The following is an 18,344-nucleotide window of genomic DNA, read 5'->3' as shown; positions in this document are numbered from 1 at the left end:
TCCGTCAATGGATGAAGGACTAAAACCGCCTATGGTTTGCGTCACTGGCTGTAGGCCGATAAAGTCCCCGGACCTTTCCCACGGACGGAGTGCCCCGCGTGTTCACAGCCTTTAACTGCAATCGCTATCGGTTGTCAGCCCTTTCGCTGATTGCCGGTGCGCTAACGCTTGCCGCGTGCAACGCTCCGCCCGTTTCGACATTACCCCTCGCACCGGAAGCGGCCTCGGGCTATCGCACCGACCTGCAGGCCCGGCACGCCTCAAAGCATATGGCCGCAGCGGCCAATCCGCTCGCCGCCGAAGCCGGACGAGCAATGTTGCGCCAGGGCGGTTCGGCAATTGACGCCGCTATCGCGATGCAAGCGGTGCTGACGCTGGTCGAGCCGCAATCCTCGGGTATCGGCGGCGGCGCCTTGATCGTACTTTGGGACGGCAAAACAGTGCGCACCTACGACGGTCGTGAAACCGCGCCCGCCGGTGCCACCGAGAAGCTATTCCTGCAAGCCGACGGCCAACCGATGCCGTTCACGCAGGCACAGATTGGCGGTCGTTCGGTGGGCACACCCGGCGTGCTGCGGGCACTGGAACTGGCTCACCGGAAACACGGGCGCCTGCCCTGGGCACAGCTGTTCGAGCCGGCGATCAGACTCGCGGAGCAAGGTTTTCCTATCTCACCACGTCTGCATCAGTTGATCGCGTCGGATTCGTCCATGCCGCGCTCGCCGGACATGATGGCGTATTTCCGCAACGCCGATGGCAGCCCGAAAGCCGCAGGCACTCCCCTGAAAAACCCGGCGCTGGCCGCCACGTTCAAACGGATCGCCAGGGAAGGTGCCGATGCGCTGTACAGAGGTCCCATCGCCCAGGAAATCGTGGACAAGGTTCAGGGGCATGCCAATCCCGGCAGCCTGTCGCTGAACGATCTGATCGGCTATACCGCCAAGGAACGCGCACCACTGTGCACCGATTACAAGCGCTGGCAGGTCTGCGGCATGCCGCCGCCGTCATCGGGCGGAATCGCCGTGGCGCAGATCCTCGGCACCTTGCAGGCCCTCGAAACTCGTGACCCGCGTTATGCCCTGGCGCCACTGAAACCGGTCAAAAGCACCCGAGCCGCCGGCATCGAACCTGCGCCTGCAGCTGTGCACCTGATCTCCGAAGCCGAGCGACTTGCGTATGCCGACCGCGCCCAGTACGTCGCCGACAGCGACTTCGTGCCCGTCCCGGTAAAAGGCCTGGTGGACCCGACGTATCTGGCCAGCCGCGCCGCCCTGATCGGCGAACGCAGCATGGGCACGGCCACACCTGGGACACCTCCGGGCATCCAGGTGGCCTATGCACCGGACCGTTCACCTCTGCGCATCTCGACCTCGCAAGTGGTGGCCGTCGATGACCAGGGTGGTGCGGTCTCCATGACCACCACCGTGGAATCCGCCTTCGGCTCTCACCTGATGGTGCAAGGCTTCCTGCTCAACAACCAGATGACCGACTTCTCGTTCATCCCGGAAGAAAACGGCCGGAAAGTCGCCAACCGCGTCGAGCCGGGCAAACGCCCCCGCTCCTCCATGGCGCCCACCCTGATCTTCGATCGACAGACCGGCGAGTTCCTCGCCACCCTCGGCTCCCCAGGCGGCTCGCAGATCATCGAGTACGTCGCCAAGTCGACCATCGGCCTGCTCGACTGGAACCTCGACCCGCAGGCCGCCATCAATCTGCCCAACTTCGGCAGCCGTAACGGCCCGACGGAACTGGAACGGGGGCAGTTCAGTACACAGCTGATTCAAACGTTGAAGGACAAAGGGCACAACGTGAACGAGATCGACATGACCAGCGGCACCCAGGCGATAGTTCGGGTCAAGGATGCGCAGGGCAAGGTCACATTGGCGGGCGGTGCTGATCCGCGCCGCGAGGGGGAAGCGTTGGGGGATTGAGCGTTTTGTGCGAGTGGGAAAGGGCTTACCGGGTGGCAGGCCCTTTTTTAGGCAGTGCATCCGGGTCAGGCTAATGTTGGCTGGCAGCGGACCCGATTCAAACCAGCAGAATCTTGCCGTCCACCGGATCACCAATCTTCAGGAAATGCCCGCCCGCGACGTGATGCAAGGTGCGCAGCTCGTCGTGCCCTTCGAAGTGCCAGCGGCCATCGCTGAACACCCGCGCGTCAGCCTGGGCAGCTATGACTTCGGCGAGAAACAGATCGTATTGCTGGTGATTACCAGGCTCCGGCAACAGTCGACATTCCAGCCAGGCGACGCAGCCTTCGAGCATCGGCGCTGCCACCTGCTCGCCGCTGAATGTCTGCAGTGCATAGGCCTGGAACTTGTCTTGGCCCGGCGCCCGGGAGATTTCCAGCCCGGATGTAGAACCGACGGTCTGGACGATGTCGGCCTGGGCGGCGCAGGGCACGTTCAGCACGAAGGTCCCCGAAGCTTCCAGCAGGTGTCGGGTCCAGGTGGACTTATCCAGCACCACGGCAATTTTCGGCGGCTCGAAATCCAGTGGCATAGCCCAGGCCGCCGCCATGATATTGCGCTGGCCATCGTGGGCGGCGCTGACCAGTACGGTCGGCCCGTGATTGAGCAGGCGATAAGCCTTGTTCAAGGGTACGGGCCGGCGATGGGAAGCGTGCATGCTGTCTGCTCCAGGAGAAAACGCTGATTGTAGCGGGATACGGGTTAATCCTGCTCAGGTCGCCAGTTGACTGGCGAACTGTCCGACCGCGTCGACCACCCTCTGCGCGCCGTCCTGCGCGCACCGAAATACGCCGCGCTGGCGACCCCGACCACGCCCATCACTGCACTGAATATTACGCATATCCAGGGGCTCCAAGGCATTAGCCCGATCAGCAACAACGGCGTGATACTGGCCCATGCGGCGTAGGCGATGTTGTAGGTGAAGGAGATTCCCGATACACGAATATGCGCTGGGAACAGCCCGACCATCACCGACGGCACCGCACCCACCACGCCGCAACACAGACCGGCAATGGCATAAGCCAGGCCAATCCAGCTCCCGCCATTGATCAGGCAGCTATAGAGCACTGCAATGCCCACTGGCAGCAGCAGGCTATAGAGCATAACGGTACGCCAGGCGCCGATGCGATCCACCAGTAATCCGGCGAGCACGCAACCCACATTCAGGAACACGATGCCCAGGGCGCTGAGCCCGAAGGTGTAGCTGGCGCTCATACCGAAGGTTTTCTGCATCATGGTCGGGGTGATCACCACGAACACCACCACCGCCGAGGTCAGAACACAGGTCAGGATCATCGCCGGCAGCATGGCCAGGCGATGTTCGCGCAGGACCGTGCGCAATGGCAGCTCGACCGCCGCTTCGCGCTTGGCCTGCATCGCCATGAATACCGGGGTTTCGCTGAGCCAGCGGCGCAACCAGACTCCAATCACACCAAACACCCCGCCTAGCAGGAAGGGATAACGCCAGGCGTAATCGAGGATTTCCTCCGGGGTGAAGACCTGCGCCAGGAACGTCGCCGCCAGCGCGCCGATCAGGTAGCCGAAGGTCAGCCCGGCCTGCAGGAATCCCAACGCGTAACCGCGATGGCCGACCGGCGCGTGTTCGGCGACGAAGACCCAGGCGCTGGGCACCTCACCGCCTACCGCTGCGCCCTGCAGGATACGCAGGGCCAGCAACAGCAACGGCGCAAAATAACCGATCTGGGCGTAGGTCGGCATGATCCCGATGAGCAGGCAAGGCAACGCCATCATCAAGATGCTCAGGCTGAAGACCTTCTTGCGTCCCAGTCTGTCAGCAAAATGCGCCATCAGGATGCCGCCCAATGGGCGCGCCAGGTAACCGGTGACGAAGATCCCGAAGCTTTGCAGCAGGCGCATCCACTCCGGCATTTCCGGGGGGAAGAACAGTTGGCTGAGGGTCAGGGCGAAAAATACGAAAATAATGAAATCGTAGATTTCCAGCGCCCCGCCCAACGCGGCAAGGCCGAGGGTCTTGTAGTCCGAACGAGTGAACGGCGCCGGGCGCACATCGGTTTGGGCAGTCATGAAAAAACACTCTGGCACGGGCAAAAAATTCTAGGCGCCCATGGTCTACGCAAATCCGTCTGCGGACAACCCGTTAGACCAAAGTCCCAAAGCGGTAAAAGTTGGTCACAAAAAATACAGCGTTTGATTTACTGTTGGCACCTGTCCAGACGGGCCCACGAGGCCCTGAAGACCACAATAAACATAAAATTCGAGGTTCTCCCGTGGCCGCTGATATCGACGATAGCCGCTATGCCCGCTTTGCCCTGCGCTGCTCAAGCTTTGCCGAACGCTGGTTCCCCGACTCCTGGGTGTTTGCGGCACTGGCCGTGATCATCGTGGCCCTTGCCACCATGGCAATGGGCGCCAAGCCCACCGATGCCGCCATGGCCTTCGGCGATGGCTTCTGGAGCCTGATTCCGTTCACCATGCAGATGGCGTTTGTGGTGATCGGCGGTTATGTCGTCGCCAGCTCGCCACCGGCTGTGAAACTGATCGACCGATTGGCACGCATCCCGAAAAACGGCCGCTCCGCCGTCGCCTGGGTCGCGCTGATTTCCATGGTCGCGTCGTTGCTGAACTGGGGACTGTCCTTGGTATTTGGTGGCTTGCTGGTGCGTGCCCTCGCCCGCCGTACCGATCTGAAGATGGATTATCGTGCTGCCGGCGCCGCTGCTTACCTGGGGTTGGGTGCGGTCTGGGCCTTGGGTCTGTCGTCATCGGCGGCGCAATTGCAGGCCAACCCGGCCAGCCTGCCGCCGTCGATCCTGTCGATTACCGGGGTCATTCCCTTCACCGAAACCATTTTTCTCTGGCAGTCGGGCGTACTGCTGCTGGCGCTGATCATCATTTCTCTGATCATTGCCTACGCCACCGCCCCTGGCCCCAATACGGCCCGTGACGCAAAAGCCTGCGGCATCGACCCGAGTTTCAATCTGCCGCCACTGCAACCGCGCACCCGCCCTGGCGAGTGGCTGGAACACAGCCCGCTGCTGACCATCCTGCTGGTCCTGCTGGCGGCCGGCTGGTTGTTCCATGAATTCTCGACCAAGCCGGCGATCAGCGCGATCTCCGGGCTGAACACCTACAACTTCCTGTTCATCATGCTCGGCGCCCTGCTGCACTGGCGTCCGCGCAGCTTCCTCGATGCAGTCGCCCGAGCCGTGCCGACTACCACGGGAGTGCTGATCCAGTTTCCGTTGTATGGTTCGATCGCCGCACTGATGACCACCGTCAAGGGTACCGATGCGCAAACCCTGGCGCACCACATCTCGACCTTCTTCGTCAGCATCGCCTCCCACGATACCTACGCGCTGTTGATGGGTGTGTATTCGGCGATCCTCGGCTTCTTCATTCCGTCCGGCGGCGGCAAGTGGATCATCGAAGCACCCTATGTGATGCAGGTGGCCACCGACCTCAACTACCACCTGGGCTGGGCGGTGCAGATCTACAACGCCGCCGAAGCGTTACCTAACCTCATCAACCCCTTCTACATGCTGCCGCTGCTGGGCGTACTGGGATTGAAGGCCCGGGACCTGATCGGATTCTCGTTCGTGCAGTTGCTGGTGCACACGCCACTGGTGCTGTTTCTGCTGTGGGCGCTGGGCACGACGCTGACCTACACGCCGCCCGTGATGCCATAAATGTCGCTGGATGCACCTGTTCAAGCAGGTGCATCCAGAGTTGTTCGGTGGATTGTTCCTACCCCACGGTTCGCCATCTCCTGACACCATTACAGGCTGCAGCTGACATCGCACGCGCGATGGCTGCAGTAACCTTCGACAATTGCGCAATCACAGGCTTAAAAGGATCTGAGCATGTTCAAACGCACAGCACTTACCCTCGCGGCCCTCACCCTGGGTGCCGCCGCCCACGCCGATGTCGATCTGAAACTGGGCAGCACTGAACGCGTCACGCGTCTGTTCGCCTACCCCAACAACTGCGGAGTCGTGTGCTTTCGCAACTGGACGCTGGAGCAAACCGTCGAGCACTACCTGGGCCAAAGCGTGCAGCGCGATGGCTACGCCACGGCAAAGGTGCGGGTCAAAACCGATAACGATCAGCTTTACGCGCAAATCACCGGGGTGCCTGCCGGTTATCACAAACCACTGCAAGCCCTGCTCGACGCCGGAGACCTGGCCTGGTCCGGCGCAAACAGACTGAACGCTGACGGCAAGTGGGCGTACAACTGGTCACTGTTCCTGCCTTTGGGCATGGCGCTGAACAATCGTAAAAGTATCGAGCTGTTGCACTTTCCGCCGGACTATTCGCTGACCCAGGCCCAGGATTACCTGCGCTCGGCCACCACTGATCGTTGGGCCACGCTGCTAACCGCCAACGGCATCCCAGCCGCGCAAACACCCGCTTACCAGACCATCATCGACATCGCCCCGATTGCCGCACCCGCGACTGCGGGCAAGGACCTGGAGGGCGTTTACAATTATTTCACCGACTATCAGACCACCATGGTCAGGGAGCTCAGCCGCACTGCCAGCGGCGCGGCATTACCCATGATCGCGTTTGGCGCGCCGGTGCGCAGCTGGGTCAAGGCGCAATACGGCCCCACCGTCAGCATGTTGGGGCTGGCGACGATCAGCCCAAATGCCGGGGTCAAAGTACCCGTGTTGGGCGCCAATCACCCGAGCTACATCTGGTACGCGGCCAATCCAGCCGCCTATTCCGGCAAGGATGCCCAGGCCCAGGCTGACGCGGCAGGCCTGAAGGTGATGGGCCAGGATTTGAGCGCTGCGTGTTGGCAGGCCGGCATGGGCAGCGCCCCCGGCAGGGATCCGGCGACGCAATTGAAGAGCTGTACCCAGACCTGGCAAGTCACTCGCACGGAAAAAACCTGCGAACTGTTCTATACCTCGATTCGCAACCTGCCCCCGGCCCAGGCCGTCGCCAACTGTGCATCGGCACCGATCAGGTCCCAGCTCAGCCAGCTGAAAACTTCGGCGACCACGGTTGCACCGGGCCAGGGGCTGTAGACGCGAAAAGCGCTACAGCGGACGCAGACGGTACTGTGGCGGCAACTGCTCGAAGCCGCTGATGGTTGCGTTCAGGCTTTTCCAGCGACCGTCCTTGATGCCGTAGATGCAACCGTGAATCGACAGTTTCTGTCCACGATGCCAGGCATTTTGCACAATGCTGGTGTGGCCGACGTTGGCCACTTGCTGGATCACGTTCAGCTCGCAGAGGCGGTCCACCTGCTCCTCTTCAGTTGGCAACAGCGCCAGCTCTTCGCGTTTTTCGTAATACAGGTCGCGAATCGAGCGCAGCCAGCCATCAATCAGGCCCAGCTGGCGGTCCTGCATCGATGCCCGGACGCCGCCGCAACCATAGTGGCCGGTCACCAGGATGTGCTTGACCTTGAGCACGTCCACCGCGTACTGAATCACCGAAAGGCAGTTCAAGTCGGTATGCAGCACCACGTTCGCCACGTTGCGGTGGACGAACAGGTCGCCGGGCAGCATGCCAACGATTTCGTTCGCCGGCACCCGCGCATCGGAGCAACCGATCCACAGGTATTCGGGGGTCTGTTGGCGAGCCAGCTTGGAGAAGAAGTCCGGATCTTCCTGTTTGATCGCTTCAGCCCAGCGTTCGTTGTTATCAATCAGATCTTGTAATTCGTTCATGCTGTAGAGCCTCAAGAATGGTGCGCTTCTATGACAGACAACCACCCGTCGGGGTCACGCGATCGATGCAACTAAGGCAGGTGGAATTCTCGCCAGCCCTGTGGGTCCACCCTAGTAAGGCCCACAGTATGAGGAAATACCATGACTGATTCACGACGTCCTTTCGACTCGGCGCAACCCGAGCCCATCGATGACAACGAAGACCGCATGGGTTCATTGCATGAACTGGACTTTGACGAAGACGAACCCGGCGCCCGGATTGGCGACGAACTGCCGGACAACGAGCGCGAACAACGGATGCCGCCTGAGCGGGTGCGGGAGGCCGGCATGACGGGCGCCTCCACCAAAGACCACGAACCCACGGATGATGACATGAGCCCGGAAACGCTCATCCTCGAAGACGGCGCAAGGGATGCCCGGGAAGCAGGCGAAGAAGGTCAGGCAGACTGGGACTTGAGCATTGTCGATGAAGATGACATCGGCGGAGGCAATGGCCTGGATGAAGCGGAACTGGCGCAGCGTGATCCGCTGGACGGGAATCGCTGACCTACCCGATTGACGGAATTCTCCCGTGTAGGAGCTGCCGCAGGCTGCGATCTTTTGATCCTGGTGTGGATAAAATCAAAAGATCGCAGCCTTCGGCAGCTCCTACGGGGTATCTGTGTTCAATCCACCAGTGTGCAGGCCATGACCACCGCATCTTCCCTGCCCCCCACCGCCGGATAATAGTCCCGGCGCCGCCCGATCTCGTTGAACCCGTACCGCTCATACAAGCGAAACGCCGAACGATTGCTGTCCCGTACTTCCAGGAAGCACTCCCGTGCTTCGGCCTTGTAGGCAATCGACATCAGGTGCTCCAGTAACGTCAGGCCCAAGCCACGGCCCTGGTTCTCCGGTTTGACCGTAATGTTCAACAGGTGCGCTTCATCAAGAATGATCTGTACCACGCCGTGGCCGACCTGTTGCTGCCCTTCGAACATCAGCCAGATCTGGTACTTGCCGAGCCCATCAAGAAAAATCCCGCGGGTCCACGGATGGCTGTAAGCCGCGTATTCGATCTTCAGTACAGCGTCCAGGTCCGCCTCGATCATGGGGCGAAACGATACAGCGTCACTCATTTGATTCTTTCCAGCGCGCCATCAGCCGACGCATGGCTTGCCAGACATCAGCCTTACGCTGTGGCTCTTCCATTAATAATTCCAGGCCCGGCAGGGCCCAGACCGAGCCCAGGCCTTCGACCTGGAGTTCACGGTTGAACGATTCGGCGTTTTCCTCGCCAGCGAAACGTACCGCCGGCAGACCGATCAGCCATACGCAGACGCACGGTGCATCTTCCAGTCGGGCCGAGAGGAAACCCTGCACGAAGTCACGAGCGGCTTCCGGGCCTTGATCCATGGTGCCCCGGGCCAGCAGCGGCCAGCGCACGGGGTCACCGACTATCTGTGGGCTGTCCGGCAGGCCGGCGGCGCGCAGCATGTCCTTGAGCAGCAGATAGGCAGGGTCGCGGGTTTGAAAGGTTTCACCTGTGGGTAACTCGACCAGCAGCAGGCAGCGACCGGCGCGCAGCAACTGCAGGGCGAAACGCGGCGGCGGCACTACTGGTGGCTTGACCACGACTGGCGCGGCCACTTCTTCGATTTTTGCATCCGTGCGGGTGCTGGCCAGCGAAGGCCGAGGCACCTCGATCTTCACCCGCTCGGCGGGCTTGGCCTGCGGCTGCACGGGCGCCTCAGCCACAGCGGCCGTTGCTATCGGAGCGACGACCACGGGTTGCGGTGTCTCCAGCAGCTCGGGCCGCGACGGCGCGGCGAAGGGCAATTCGGTGCGCGGCAGCCAGTTGACCACCTGCATGGCGGTCAAATAAGCGCGGCGACGGGACTCGATAAGCAAAGGTCGGCCACTTGTGGATAACTAAAGTGCGTGGATTCTACCGCCCTTCTCGCAAGATCGCCCGCGCTTGATCGACAGAAAGCCGACTGTCCGTCCCGAGAGTTAATCGCAATGGGCGCGATGCAGTACAATCGCTGCTTTTATCGCCAACCAGCCGGCCATTCCGATGATCGAACCCAAGCGCGTCTTGCGCGCCCTCGCTGAACACTGGGCACTTCTGGAGCCACTGTGCGAGCACTTCGACCAGGGCACGTTGAGCCTCAACGAACTGCGCACGCAATTGGGCGCCCAGCAACTGGACAGCACGCCGCAGGACATCACCAGCCTGCTGGATGTGTGGATTCGCCTCGACATCCTGGTGCCTGTGGCAAAAAGCCCGAACCGTTTCGAGCTCAATGCGCAGATTCACGACTTCCTCGCCTACTTGCGCCGTGAGCACCGCCTGGGCCTGTGTCTGGAAATCGAAGCCTACTTGCGCCACCTCGAGCGCCTGGCCGGTTACATCCAGGATGCGTTCGACATCCGCGACGGCCACGACCTCGCACGTCAATTGCGCCTGTTGGACATGCGCGTACGGGACGTTTTGAAGAAACTTGCCAACGACGAACAGGCTCTTGTGGCCGTCGCCGAGCGCGCCAAGACCAGCGACCGGCAGATTCCCCTGCGCCAGCGTTACGCCGAAGTGCTGGCGACCTGGGACGAATACGTCGAGCCGATGATCCAGCTGGTCAATGCCGACGGTGCTTTCGAGCAAGGCGTACGCAAGGTCGAGAATGTCCTGCTGAAGATGCTCACCGAACAGCAACGGCTGGGCCACCTGGTCGACGACGACATGCTGCTGCGCACCCATGCGCGCATCCTCGAAATGCAGACCAGCGCCCAGTTGACCCTGCGCCACGCCCGCGAACTGCTCCTGCCGTTGCGTGAAGAGGCCCGTCGGCACAATGCCGTGACCCGTGGCGCGGCGCTGGCCTTGTCGGCTATCCGGCGCAAAGGCCTGGACGCGGTCCCCCAAGCGGCCATGCCAATGTTCACCCGCCCGCAAAGCACCTTCCTTGGCAGCGCCAGCCAGGTCGAAGCGTACGTGTATACACTGGCCCGTTTCGAGCCGAAACCGGCGCGTTTCCCCAAGGCTCACAAAACCCAGAAAGGCGAAGCCCCGCGTGCGCCACGTACCGTTCGCGAAATGCTTGAACGCTGCGAAGACGCCCTGCCGATGCCGGACCTGATGGCCTGGCTGCTGGAACAGGAGCCAGACGGCGCCACCGACGAGTTGCTGTACTGGTTCTCGCGCCTGTCGCGGGAAAAACGTTTCCAGCGCGAGCGTCTCGAACGCCGCGACTACCACACTCATGAGCACCAGGTCAGCCTGCGCTCCTTCGCCCTGCTCTCGGCCCGCGACAGCGCCGCCGAGGATTCCGCGAGCATCCCACATGCATCTTGATCTATCCGAACTGTCCCAGCTGGCACCGATATTCCGCGAGCTGTTCAAGGGCTACCACGTCAGCCGCCGTGATCCAGAGCTGTACGCGCAACTGTCGAACTTCCAGGACCAGTACCGCACGCTGTTCAAGGCATTGGGGTTCGAGCTGGTCTGCGATACCCGCGGCTTCTATTACTTCGTGCCGGACCTCGCCGCCGCTGCGGTGAACAAGACCGCCCAGCGCCTGGCGCTGTTTACTTTCATTCTGGTCGAGCATCTGGCGGATCAGGGGCGGGACCCGATCGCCGTGCTTGACGGAGGCAGCCTGGGTCGCGATGAATTGCCGTCGCTACTGGAAAAGTACCGCGACCTGTTTATCCAGGCCGAAGTGCAAACTGTCGAAGAGCTCGAAGAAAAAATCATGCGTCGCATGACCCAACTCGGTTTCGCCGGCGAAGAAAACGGCGTCTATCGCTTCCTGCCGCCGATGCACCGCTTCCTCGATGTCTGCCTGTCGGTGCAGCAGGACCGCGACCTGGCGGCCAGTCTGCACAGCGTGTTGCCGCTGCCGGTTCCATTGCTGATCGATGACGACAGCGATGAAAAGCTGCTGCAAACCGATGATCCACTGGATCTGACTGACTTCGAAGAAGAAAGCGAAGAAGACGCCATGGCGCGCGCCATTGCCGAAGAACAGGAGACCGACGCATGAGCAAGGAACGCTACGGCATTCGCCGCTTCGCCCTTTTGAACACCGCCGGCTACAGCCTCGGCCTGTTCCCGCTGGAAGAGCCGCTGTCGGTTTACGGCGCGAACAACCTCGGCAAATCCGCCTCGATTAACGCCCTGCAGTTCCCGATCCTGGCGCGCATGTCGGACATGAGTTTCGGCAAGTACAGCCTGGAACAATCCCGGCGCTTCTACTTCGCCTCGGACACCAGTTACATCCTCGTTGAAGTGTCCCTGCCACATGGCCCGCACGTGATCGGCGTGGTGGGTCGCGGCCCGGGCGGTGGTTTTGGTCACCAGTTCTTTGCCTACGCCGGCAAACTGGACCTGGCGCACTACCAGAAGAACGACACCTGCCTGCGTCAGAAAGAGCTGTTCACCAACCTTGAGCGCGAGGGCCTGAAAGCCTACGAACTCAAGCCGGATGAATTGCGTCGTTTGCTGGTGGGCGGTCACACATCGATTCCGCTGGACCTGACCCTGATTCCACTGCGCTCCACCAGCGAACAAAGCCTGAAGACGTTCCGCGCGCTGTTCATCAACCTGTTGCACATGCGCGAAATCACCGCGGCCAAGCTCAAGCAGCTGTTCCTCGATGCGTTCGAACACAGTCTGCGCTCCGGCAGCGTGGACTACATCGCGGCGTGCGAAGAAGCGTTCCGCGATGTGCGCCGCATGGAGCAGGATTACAATTCGCTGGTCACGGCCGGCCCGCTGGTCGAAGCCCTTGCGGCCGGCGTGACCCAGCGCAATATCCTGCGCGGCAAACTGCACCGCATCTCGCCGCTGCTCGACTCGTTACTGGGCACCTGGTCGGACTATGCCAGTGCGCGCAAGGAAGAGCTGACCATCCAGGCCGAGCACTACCGCAACGAACAGGACGCATTGCAAAACGATCAGCGCGGCGGCACTCAGGAGTTGATGCGCCTGGAACGGGAAATTTCCGGCATCCAGCGCTGGCTGGGGGAATTGTCGGTACTGAAGAATCGCTTTGCCCTGGTCGATGACGTCAAGGTCCTGGAACAGCAACTGCTGGCGGCCAAGGATGCGCACGACGAACTGGCCGGTGCGCTGGCCCAGTCCCGCCAATTCAGCGCCGAAGACCTCGAAGAGCGTCTGCGCGACCTGGAAAAACGCCTGAAGTCGGTCAAGCAGCAGCTCGATCATGCCGACAACAACAGCTACGCCCGACTGCGCGAAGAGTTCTCGCAACAGGACGTCGAGCGCTTGATGCGCCTGTTCAACAGTGCCCTGTTCAGCCTGCCACTGGGTGAACACGGTATTGCGCTGGATGAGGACGGACAGTGGGTCAAGTCCATGGAGCTGATTCTGGACAGCTTCAAGGGCGAGCGATTCGAAGTGCCTGGCTTGTCCATCGATATGTCGCACATCGAGCCGCCGGCCCTGCAAGCCCTGGCTGACCGCGCCGCATTGCGCGACCAGAAAGAGCGCCTGGAAAAAGAACTCAAGCAACTCAAAACTCAAGCTGCCGTGGCCGCCGACCGCGCGGCGAGCAAGACCCAGACCGAAGCGTTGTACCAGCAAGTGCTGGACGCGCAAAAGGCGCTGGAGGATTTCCGTCGCTCGCAAACCCTGAGCGCCGAAGAAGGCGACAAGCTGGAACAGCTGGCCCAGATGGAAGCCGCGCAGGACGAACTAAAACGCTCCAGCGATGCATTCACCGAGCGAGTCCAGCAACTGTCGGCCAAGCTGCAACTGGTAGGGCGGCAGATCGGCGACATGGAAGCCAAGCAGCGCACGCTCGACGACGCCTTGCGCCGCCGCCAACTGCTGCCGGCAGACCTGCCGTTCGGTACGCCGTTCATGGACCCGATCGACGATTCCATGGACAACCTGCTGCCGCTGCTCAATGACTACCAGGACAGCTGGCAGGGACTGTTGCGCAGCGATGGACAGATCGATGCACTCTACGCCCAGGTGCGTCTCAAGGGTGTTGCCAAGTTCGACAGCGAAGACGACATGGAGCGGCGCCTGCAACTGCTGATCAATGCCTACGCGCATCGCACCGACGAAGCGCTGACCCTGGGCAAGGCCCGCCGCGCCGCGGTCACTGACATCGCGCGGACACTGCGCAATATCCGCAGCGACTACGACAGCCTTGAGCATCAACTGGCCCTGTTCAACCGCGAGATCAACAAACGCCAGGTGTCCAACCTGCAGAGCTTCCGCATCGTGCTAGCGCCGAACAAGGAAGCTTTGAAACACATTGACCAGATCATCCACAGTGCCGGCCAGTACGAAGAAGGTGAAACCCTCTCGGTATTCGACCTCAGCCAGAGCGCCGATCAGGACAACAGGAACGAGGAAGCCAAGGAGTATCTGGCACGCCTGGTTGCTGCCAACCACAACCAGTTGGGCCTCAAGGACCTGTTTGAACTGGCATTCGAGATCACCAAGGTCAACGGCCAGCCCGTCATCCACACCGACATCGATGGTGCTGCGTCCAACGGCACCACCATGACCATCAAGGCGCTGACCAACATGTACCTGTTGTTGCACTTGATGGACCGCGACCAGGCTGGCCGGGTGCGCTTGCCCTACTACCTCGACGAAGCGGCGGACATCGACGAGAAAAACCAGGCAGCCTTGCTGGAAACCAGCCTGCAACTGGGCTTCGTGCCGATTCTGGCGAGTGTCAAACCGCAGGTTTGCGCCAGCGTCGCCATTGACCTGGAAGGCGGCAGCGGACCGAACGGGATTTACATCGACGAGGCGGACTGGAAGTACATTCGCCGTCACGATGAAGTGAAGCCTGTGGTCAATGTGGCAGCCGATGAACCGGAGCTGGATGCGGTCTGATCCTGCCTGATCCAAACAAAAGGCCGCGATCCAATGGACCGCGGCCTTTTTTGTCCAAGCTGCTCGGTGAATGCGAGGGCCTGCTCGCGATGACGGCAGCACCGCCGCCGATAATTATTTACCGATCGCGATCTTCGGCGCCCAGGTCAGCCATTCATCTTCGAACTTATCAAATAAAGGGAATGTCTGTTCCGCTCGCGCAGGGTTACCCATGCGCTCGCCATCCGGGGTGGCGAACGCGATGCCACCCTGAATCAGGGTTTCCAGAGACTCGGTGCGCATCGTCGCTCCCTTGAACAGTCCATAGTCGAATCCGAAACCGCTGGAGTTCCAGAACCGCGTACCGCTGCGCACCAACGGCGCGTACTTGGGTTCAATCAGGATGTGGATCAGTACGCGATCCCCTGTCTGCCCCAGCTCATACCCCGTCACCTTGCCTACCGCCACTTCCCGGTAGGTGACCGGCACGCCGATCTTCAACGAGCCCCGACGAGCCGCGCTCAACACCAGGCTCAAGCCAGGCTCCACCTTGGCTATTTCTGGCGGGCTGGACAAGGCCACGAAACTCTTCTGCGGCCCCTGGCTCTTCAGCGCGGGTTGCACTTCGATGTATTGACCGGTTACCAGGGTTTCCAGGTTCGCGGTCTTGATCAGACCCAACTCCGGCTTGACCACCCAGAATTGACTGCCGACCCGGGCAATACGCTCCGGCACTTCGGTAATTCGCGCGGTGAGCACCACGGACTGCAGGTCATCGGTGAGATCAACGTCCTCGATCTTGCCGACATCCAGCCCCTTGAACCGCACAGGAGTGCCGGTGCGCAAACCGTCGGCGCGGTCGACCTTGATGGTGACCAGGGTGCCTTTCTGGTTGGCCTCGTCGTGGCTAGGGAACAGGCGGAACCGAGGGATACGCTTCTGCAACGGCGCCTTGGCTTGCGGGGTCTCAAAAGCAATACCACCGGCCATCAGGCTTTGCAGTGACTCGCTCTTGACCTGGATGCCACCCGTCAGCCCACCCGTGAGGGTGACGCCACTCGCATTCCAGAATCGGCTGGAGGCATTGACCAGGCCTTCATATTCCTTCTCGATGTGAACGCCAATCACCAGCTGTTTACGGGTCTTGGAGAATTGATAGCTCTGGACCGAACCGACCTTCACCTGCTTGTAGAGAATCGGGCTGCCCACTTCCAGCGAGCCGAGGTTCTCGGTAAACAGGACCAGGTGCAGCCCGGGTGAGCGCAGGTCCAGAGGCGGAGCCTTGGGTCTTGCGACAAATTCACGCTGCGGCGCCGCCCCCTTGTCGCCGGGGCGTATGGCGATGTAGTTACCCTTCACCAGCGCTTCCAGACCCGTGATGCCAGCGAGGGAAATCGAGGGTTTGACCACCCAGAACTGAGTGCCATCGACCAGATAATCCTCGGCCAGCGGGTCAAGGGTCAGCTCGGCAGTGGCCGCCGTCAGGTCAGGATCGACCTTGAGCGCCTTCAGGTTGCCGACCTGTATCCCTTTGTACATGACCGGCGTACGACCGGCCTGCAAACCTTCGAAATCACTGAGCTTGACCTTGATACGGATACCGGCTGCGGCAGCGTCGAAATCTTCATAGAGCCGGAACGGCAGGCTCGGATCGGTTGCCGGGCTGTCCTTGCGGTTTTCCGGGGTCGCAAAGGCAATACCGCCTGCAACGATGCTGGCCAGGGATTCGCTGCGCACCTTCACGCCGGAAAGATTGGCGTCGATGCTGATGCCGCTGGCGTTCCAGAAACGGGTATGTTTACGCACCAGATTGGCGTAAGTAGGCTCAATGAAGACCTTGAGCTCAACAGTGCTTTGATCTTCAGACAACAGGTAGCTTTTCACCTGGCCGACCTTGATCTGCTTGTAGAACACCGGGCTGCCGCGGTTGAGCGAACCCAGTCGGTCGGCCTTGATGGTCAGGTGCAGGCCGGGCTTGGCGTCGGATAACGGTGGCTCTTCGGCAAGCGCCTTGAACTTGCGAGTGGGCTCGCCTTCGCCCGGGCTGATCGCGACATAGTTACCCGAAACCAGGGTCTCCAGGCCGGTAATACCAGCCAGGGTGACGCTTGGCTTGACCAGCCAGAAGCGGGTGCTGGTGCGCAGGTATTGCTCGACATCCTTGTTCATCTCGACGGTGGCGATCACGCCTTTGGAGGCGCCTTCGTCGTCGAGTTTAAGGGTCTTGACCTTGCCCACCGACATGCCTTTGTAGACGACTTCGGTCTTGTTGGCCTGAATGCCTTCACCACTTTCGAACCGCACCTGAACCTCGATGCCGGTCTCGTTATAGGCTCGCCAGCCGAGCCAGCCGCCGATGATCAGGGCGATCAGGGGTAACACCCAGATAGCCGACCAGTTCGAGGCCGGTCGGGTTTTAGCTGTTGGCAAATCAGTCATGGTCGTCGTCCGACTCCGTGTTATCCCAAATCAGTCGGGGATCGAAAGTAACTGCAGCAAGCATCGTCAGAATCACCACACTGGCGAACGCAATGGCACCAAGATTGGCTTCGACGCTGGCAAGCCGTCCGAAATTCACGACCGCCACGAGAATGGCGATCACAAAGATATCGAGCATCGACCAGCGGCCAATGAATTCAATAAAGCGGTACATCAGAATGCGCTGGCGGGCCGACAGCGGCTGGTGGCGTTGTACCGAGAACAACAGCAATGCAATGCCTACCAGTTTGAAGGTCGGCACGACGATGCTGGCAATGAACACCACGGCTGCAATGGGGATCATGCCGTGCTGAACCAGCTGGATCACCCCGGACATGATGGTGCTGGGATCGCCCTGCCCCAGGGAGGTAACCGTCATGATGGGCAATACATTGGCCGGGATGTACAAAATCGCAGCAGTAATCAGTAGCGCCCAGGTTCGCACCAGGCTGTTCGGACGGCGCTCATGGACCAACGCACCACATCGAGTACAGACCTGCTCGTCGGTGTCAGCGTCCTGCCTGTTCAACTCATGGCATTCGGTGCAAATCAGAATGCCTGCATCAATCGCCCGCATGGGCATCCTCTCCTGATAGAGCCTGCCAGATCTGGTGGGGCGACATCACCACTTCCAGCCAGACCTGAACCAACAACAAACTGATGAAACATGCCAAACCGAGTCCGACGGTAATCGCTGCCATATCTGCCAGCTTCACGATCGCAACCAGGACGCCCATGAGATAGACCTCAAGCATGCCCCAGTCGCGCAAATGGTGATAAATGCGATATAGCAACAAACCGTAACTGCGGCCGACGTCAAAGCGGATGCTCAGCAATACCGCCAGCTGGCACAGCAACTTGAGCAGCGGGATGGCCATGCTGCACAGGAACACGACGACCGACACACCTTGCATGCCGGTGTCGAACAACCCCACAACACCGCTCCAGACAGTGTCTTGCGACGATTGTCCGAGTAGATTGAGCTCCATGATGGGTAAAAAGTTCGCCGGGATAAACAACAGAAGAGCGGCGATCACCAGGGCGAGACTGCGTTGCACGACGTTATGCCGGTGCGCGTAGAGTTCATAGCCACAACGAGGACACAGCGCTTTCTCGCCATGGGCGAGCTGCGGCTTGCGCATCAGCAGGTCGCACTCATGACAGGCTACCAAGTCTTCCAGCGGTAATTCTGACAGCCCGGGGGCGTCAACCGAATCTGGCATGAAGGCGCTGGCTCCGAAATAGTTGGACCTATTCTAGTGTCCTGAACTGAAAATAACTGTGCCTATTTGTGCTGCAAATAGTTGCTTTTGTTCCAGACAAAAACAAAACCCCTACCTGCATACGCAGATAGGGGTTTCGGAATTTAATCTTGACGATGACCTACTCTCACAT

15 protein-coding genes are annotated in these 18,344 nt (G+C 60.6%); 7 read left to right on the top strand and 8 right to left on the bottom strand.

Annotated elements, in window-relative coordinates; all coding sequences use genetic code 11:
- Nucleotides 1-98: 98 nt before the first annotated feature.
- Nucleotides 99-1,931 carry a gamma-glutamyltransferase gene (gene ggt / locus AAEZ05_RS18865; protein ID WP_045059213.1) on the top strand — a complete coding sequence of 611 codons (1,833 nt, stop codon included), beginning with the start codon at nt 99-101 and terminating at the stop codon, nt 1,929-1,931.
- 97 nt (nt 1,932-2,028) lie between these two features.
- Here the strand turns inward: ggt and AAEZ05_RS18860 are convergent, their stop codons facing one another.
- Complete coding sequence (locus tag AAEZ05_RS18860) at nt 2,029-2,628, bottom strand: flavin reductase family protein (protein ID WP_045059212.1); 600 nt, start codon at nt 2,626-2,628, stop codon at nt 2,029-2,031.
- Between the two features lie 44 nt (nt 2,629-2,672).
- A complete protein-coding gene (locus AAEZ05_RS18855; RefSeq protein ID WP_045059211.1) occupies nt 2,673-4,016 on the bottom strand; it encodes an MFS transporter in 1,344 nt (447 codons plus the stop codon).
- Nucleotides 4,017-4,219: 203 nt separating this feature from the next.
- Here AAEZ05_RS18855 and AAEZ05_RS18850 point away from each other — a divergent pair, with 203 nt between their 5' ends.
- Entirely contained in the window at nt 4,220-5,638 is a 1,419-nt protein-coding gene (locus AAEZ05_RS18850) for a short-chain fatty acid transporter (protein ID WP_045059210.1), read from the top strand.
- Nucleotides 5,639-5,812: 174 nt separating this feature from the next.
- The gene (locus AAEZ05_RS18845; RefSeq protein WP_350648447.1) at nt 5,813-6,982 is read left to right on the top strand and encodes a hypothetical protein; all 1,170 of its coding nucleotides are present in this window, start codon (nt 5,813-5,815) and stop codon (nt 6,980-6,982) included.
- Between the two features lie 12 nt (nt 6,983-6,994).
- Here the strand turns inward: AAEZ05_RS18845 and can are convergent, their stop codons facing one another.
- Complete coding sequence (can, locus tag AAEZ05_RS18840) at nt 6,995-7,630, bottom strand: carbonate dehydratase (protein WP_045059208.1); 636 nt, start codon at nt 7,628-7,630, stop codon at nt 6,995-6,997.
- A gap of 141 nt (nt 7,631-7,771) precedes the next feature.
- On the opposite strand from can, the gene AAEZ05_RS18835 reads away from it, so the two are divergent.
- Nucleotides 7,772-8,176 carry a serine kinase/phosphatase gene (locus AAEZ05_RS18835; RefSeq protein ID WP_205891583.1) on the top strand — a complete coding sequence of 135 codons (405 nt, stop codon included), beginning with the start codon at nt 7,772-7,774 and terminating at the stop codon, nt 8,174-8,176.
- Between the two features lie 119 nt (nt 8,177-8,295).
- Here AAEZ05_RS18835 and rimI read toward each other — a convergent pair whose 3' ends face one another.
- A complete protein-coding gene (rimI, locus tag AAEZ05_RS18830) occupies nt 8,296-8,748 on the bottom strand; it encodes a ribosomal protein S18-alanine N-acetyltransferase (protein WP_007942632.1) in 453 nt (150 codons plus the stop codon).
- Complete coding sequence (locus AAEZ05_RS18825; protein ID WP_045059206.1) at nt 8,741-9,481, bottom strand: hypothetical protein; 741 nt, start codon at nt 9,479-9,481, stop codon at nt 8,741-8,743. Before AAEZ05_RS18825 ends, rimI begins: the two co-directional genes overlap by 8 nt.
- Nucleotides 9,482-9,686: 205 nt before the next feature.
- On the opposite strand from AAEZ05_RS18825, the gene mksB reads away from it, so the two are divergent.
- Genes mksB through mksF form a run of 3 tightly spaced genes read left to right on the top strand, consistent with a single transcriptional unit; the run spans nt 9,687 to nt 14,492 of the window.
- Nucleotides 9,687-10,964, top strand: a complete 1,278-nt coding sequence (mksB, locus tag AAEZ05_RS18820) for an Mks condensin complex protein MksB (protein WP_350648445.1) — start codon at nt 9,687-9,689, stop codon at nt 10,962-10,964.
- The gene (mksE, locus tag AAEZ05_RS18815; RefSeq protein WP_045059204.1) at nt 10,954-11,655 is read left to right on the top strand and encodes an Mks condensin complex protein MksE; all 702 of its coding nucleotides are present in this window, start codon (nt 10,954-10,956) and stop codon (nt 11,653-11,655) included. The genes mksB and mksE overlap by 11 nt, the downstream gene beginning before the upstream one ends.
- Nucleotides 11,652-14,492 (top strand): Mks condensin complex protein MksF, encoded by a 2,841-nt coding sequence (gene mksF, locus AAEZ05_RS18810; protein ID WP_045059203.1) that lies wholly within the window; start codon nt 11,652-11,654, stop codon nt 14,490-14,492. Before mksE ends, mksF begins: the two co-directional genes overlap by 4 nt.
- Before the next feature lie 114 nt (nt 14,493-14,606).
- Here mksF and AAEZ05_RS18805 read toward each other — a convergent pair whose 3' ends face one another.
- From AAEZ05_RS18805 to AAEZ05_RS18795, 3 genes are read right to left on the bottom strand one after another with little or no spacing between them, the layout of a single operon-like run.
- Entirely contained in the window at nt 14,607-16,910 is a 2,304-nt protein-coding gene (locus AAEZ05_RS18805) for a PqiB family protein (RefSeq protein WP_350648442.1), read from the bottom strand.
- On the bottom strand, nt 16,903-17,526 hold the full coding sequence (locus AAEZ05_RS18800) for a paraquat-inducible protein A (RefSeq protein ID WP_122838723.1): 624 nt from the start codon (nt 17,524-17,526) through the stop codon (nt 16,903-16,905). Before AAEZ05_RS18800 ends, AAEZ05_RS18805 begins: the two co-directional genes overlap by 8 nt.
- Nucleotides 17,513-18,172, bottom strand: coding sequence for a paraquat-inducible protein A (locus AAEZ05_RS18795; protein WP_045059200.1), 660 nt, complete (start codon nt 18,170-18,172; stop codon nt 17,513-17,515). The genes AAEZ05_RS18800 and AAEZ05_RS18795 overlap by 14 nt, the downstream gene beginning before the upstream one ends.
- Between the last annotated feature and the right edge of the window lie 172 nt (nt 18,173-18,344).

The organism is Pseudomonas sp. HY13-MNA-CIBAN-0226 (genome assembly GCF_040310305.1).
Classification (GTDB): domain Bacteria; phylum Pseudomonadota; class Gammaproteobacteria; order Pseudomonadales; family Pseudomonadaceae; genus Aquipseudomonas; species Aquipseudomonas gregormendelii.
This window is presented reverse-complemented; position numbering and strand designations above follow the sequence as displayed.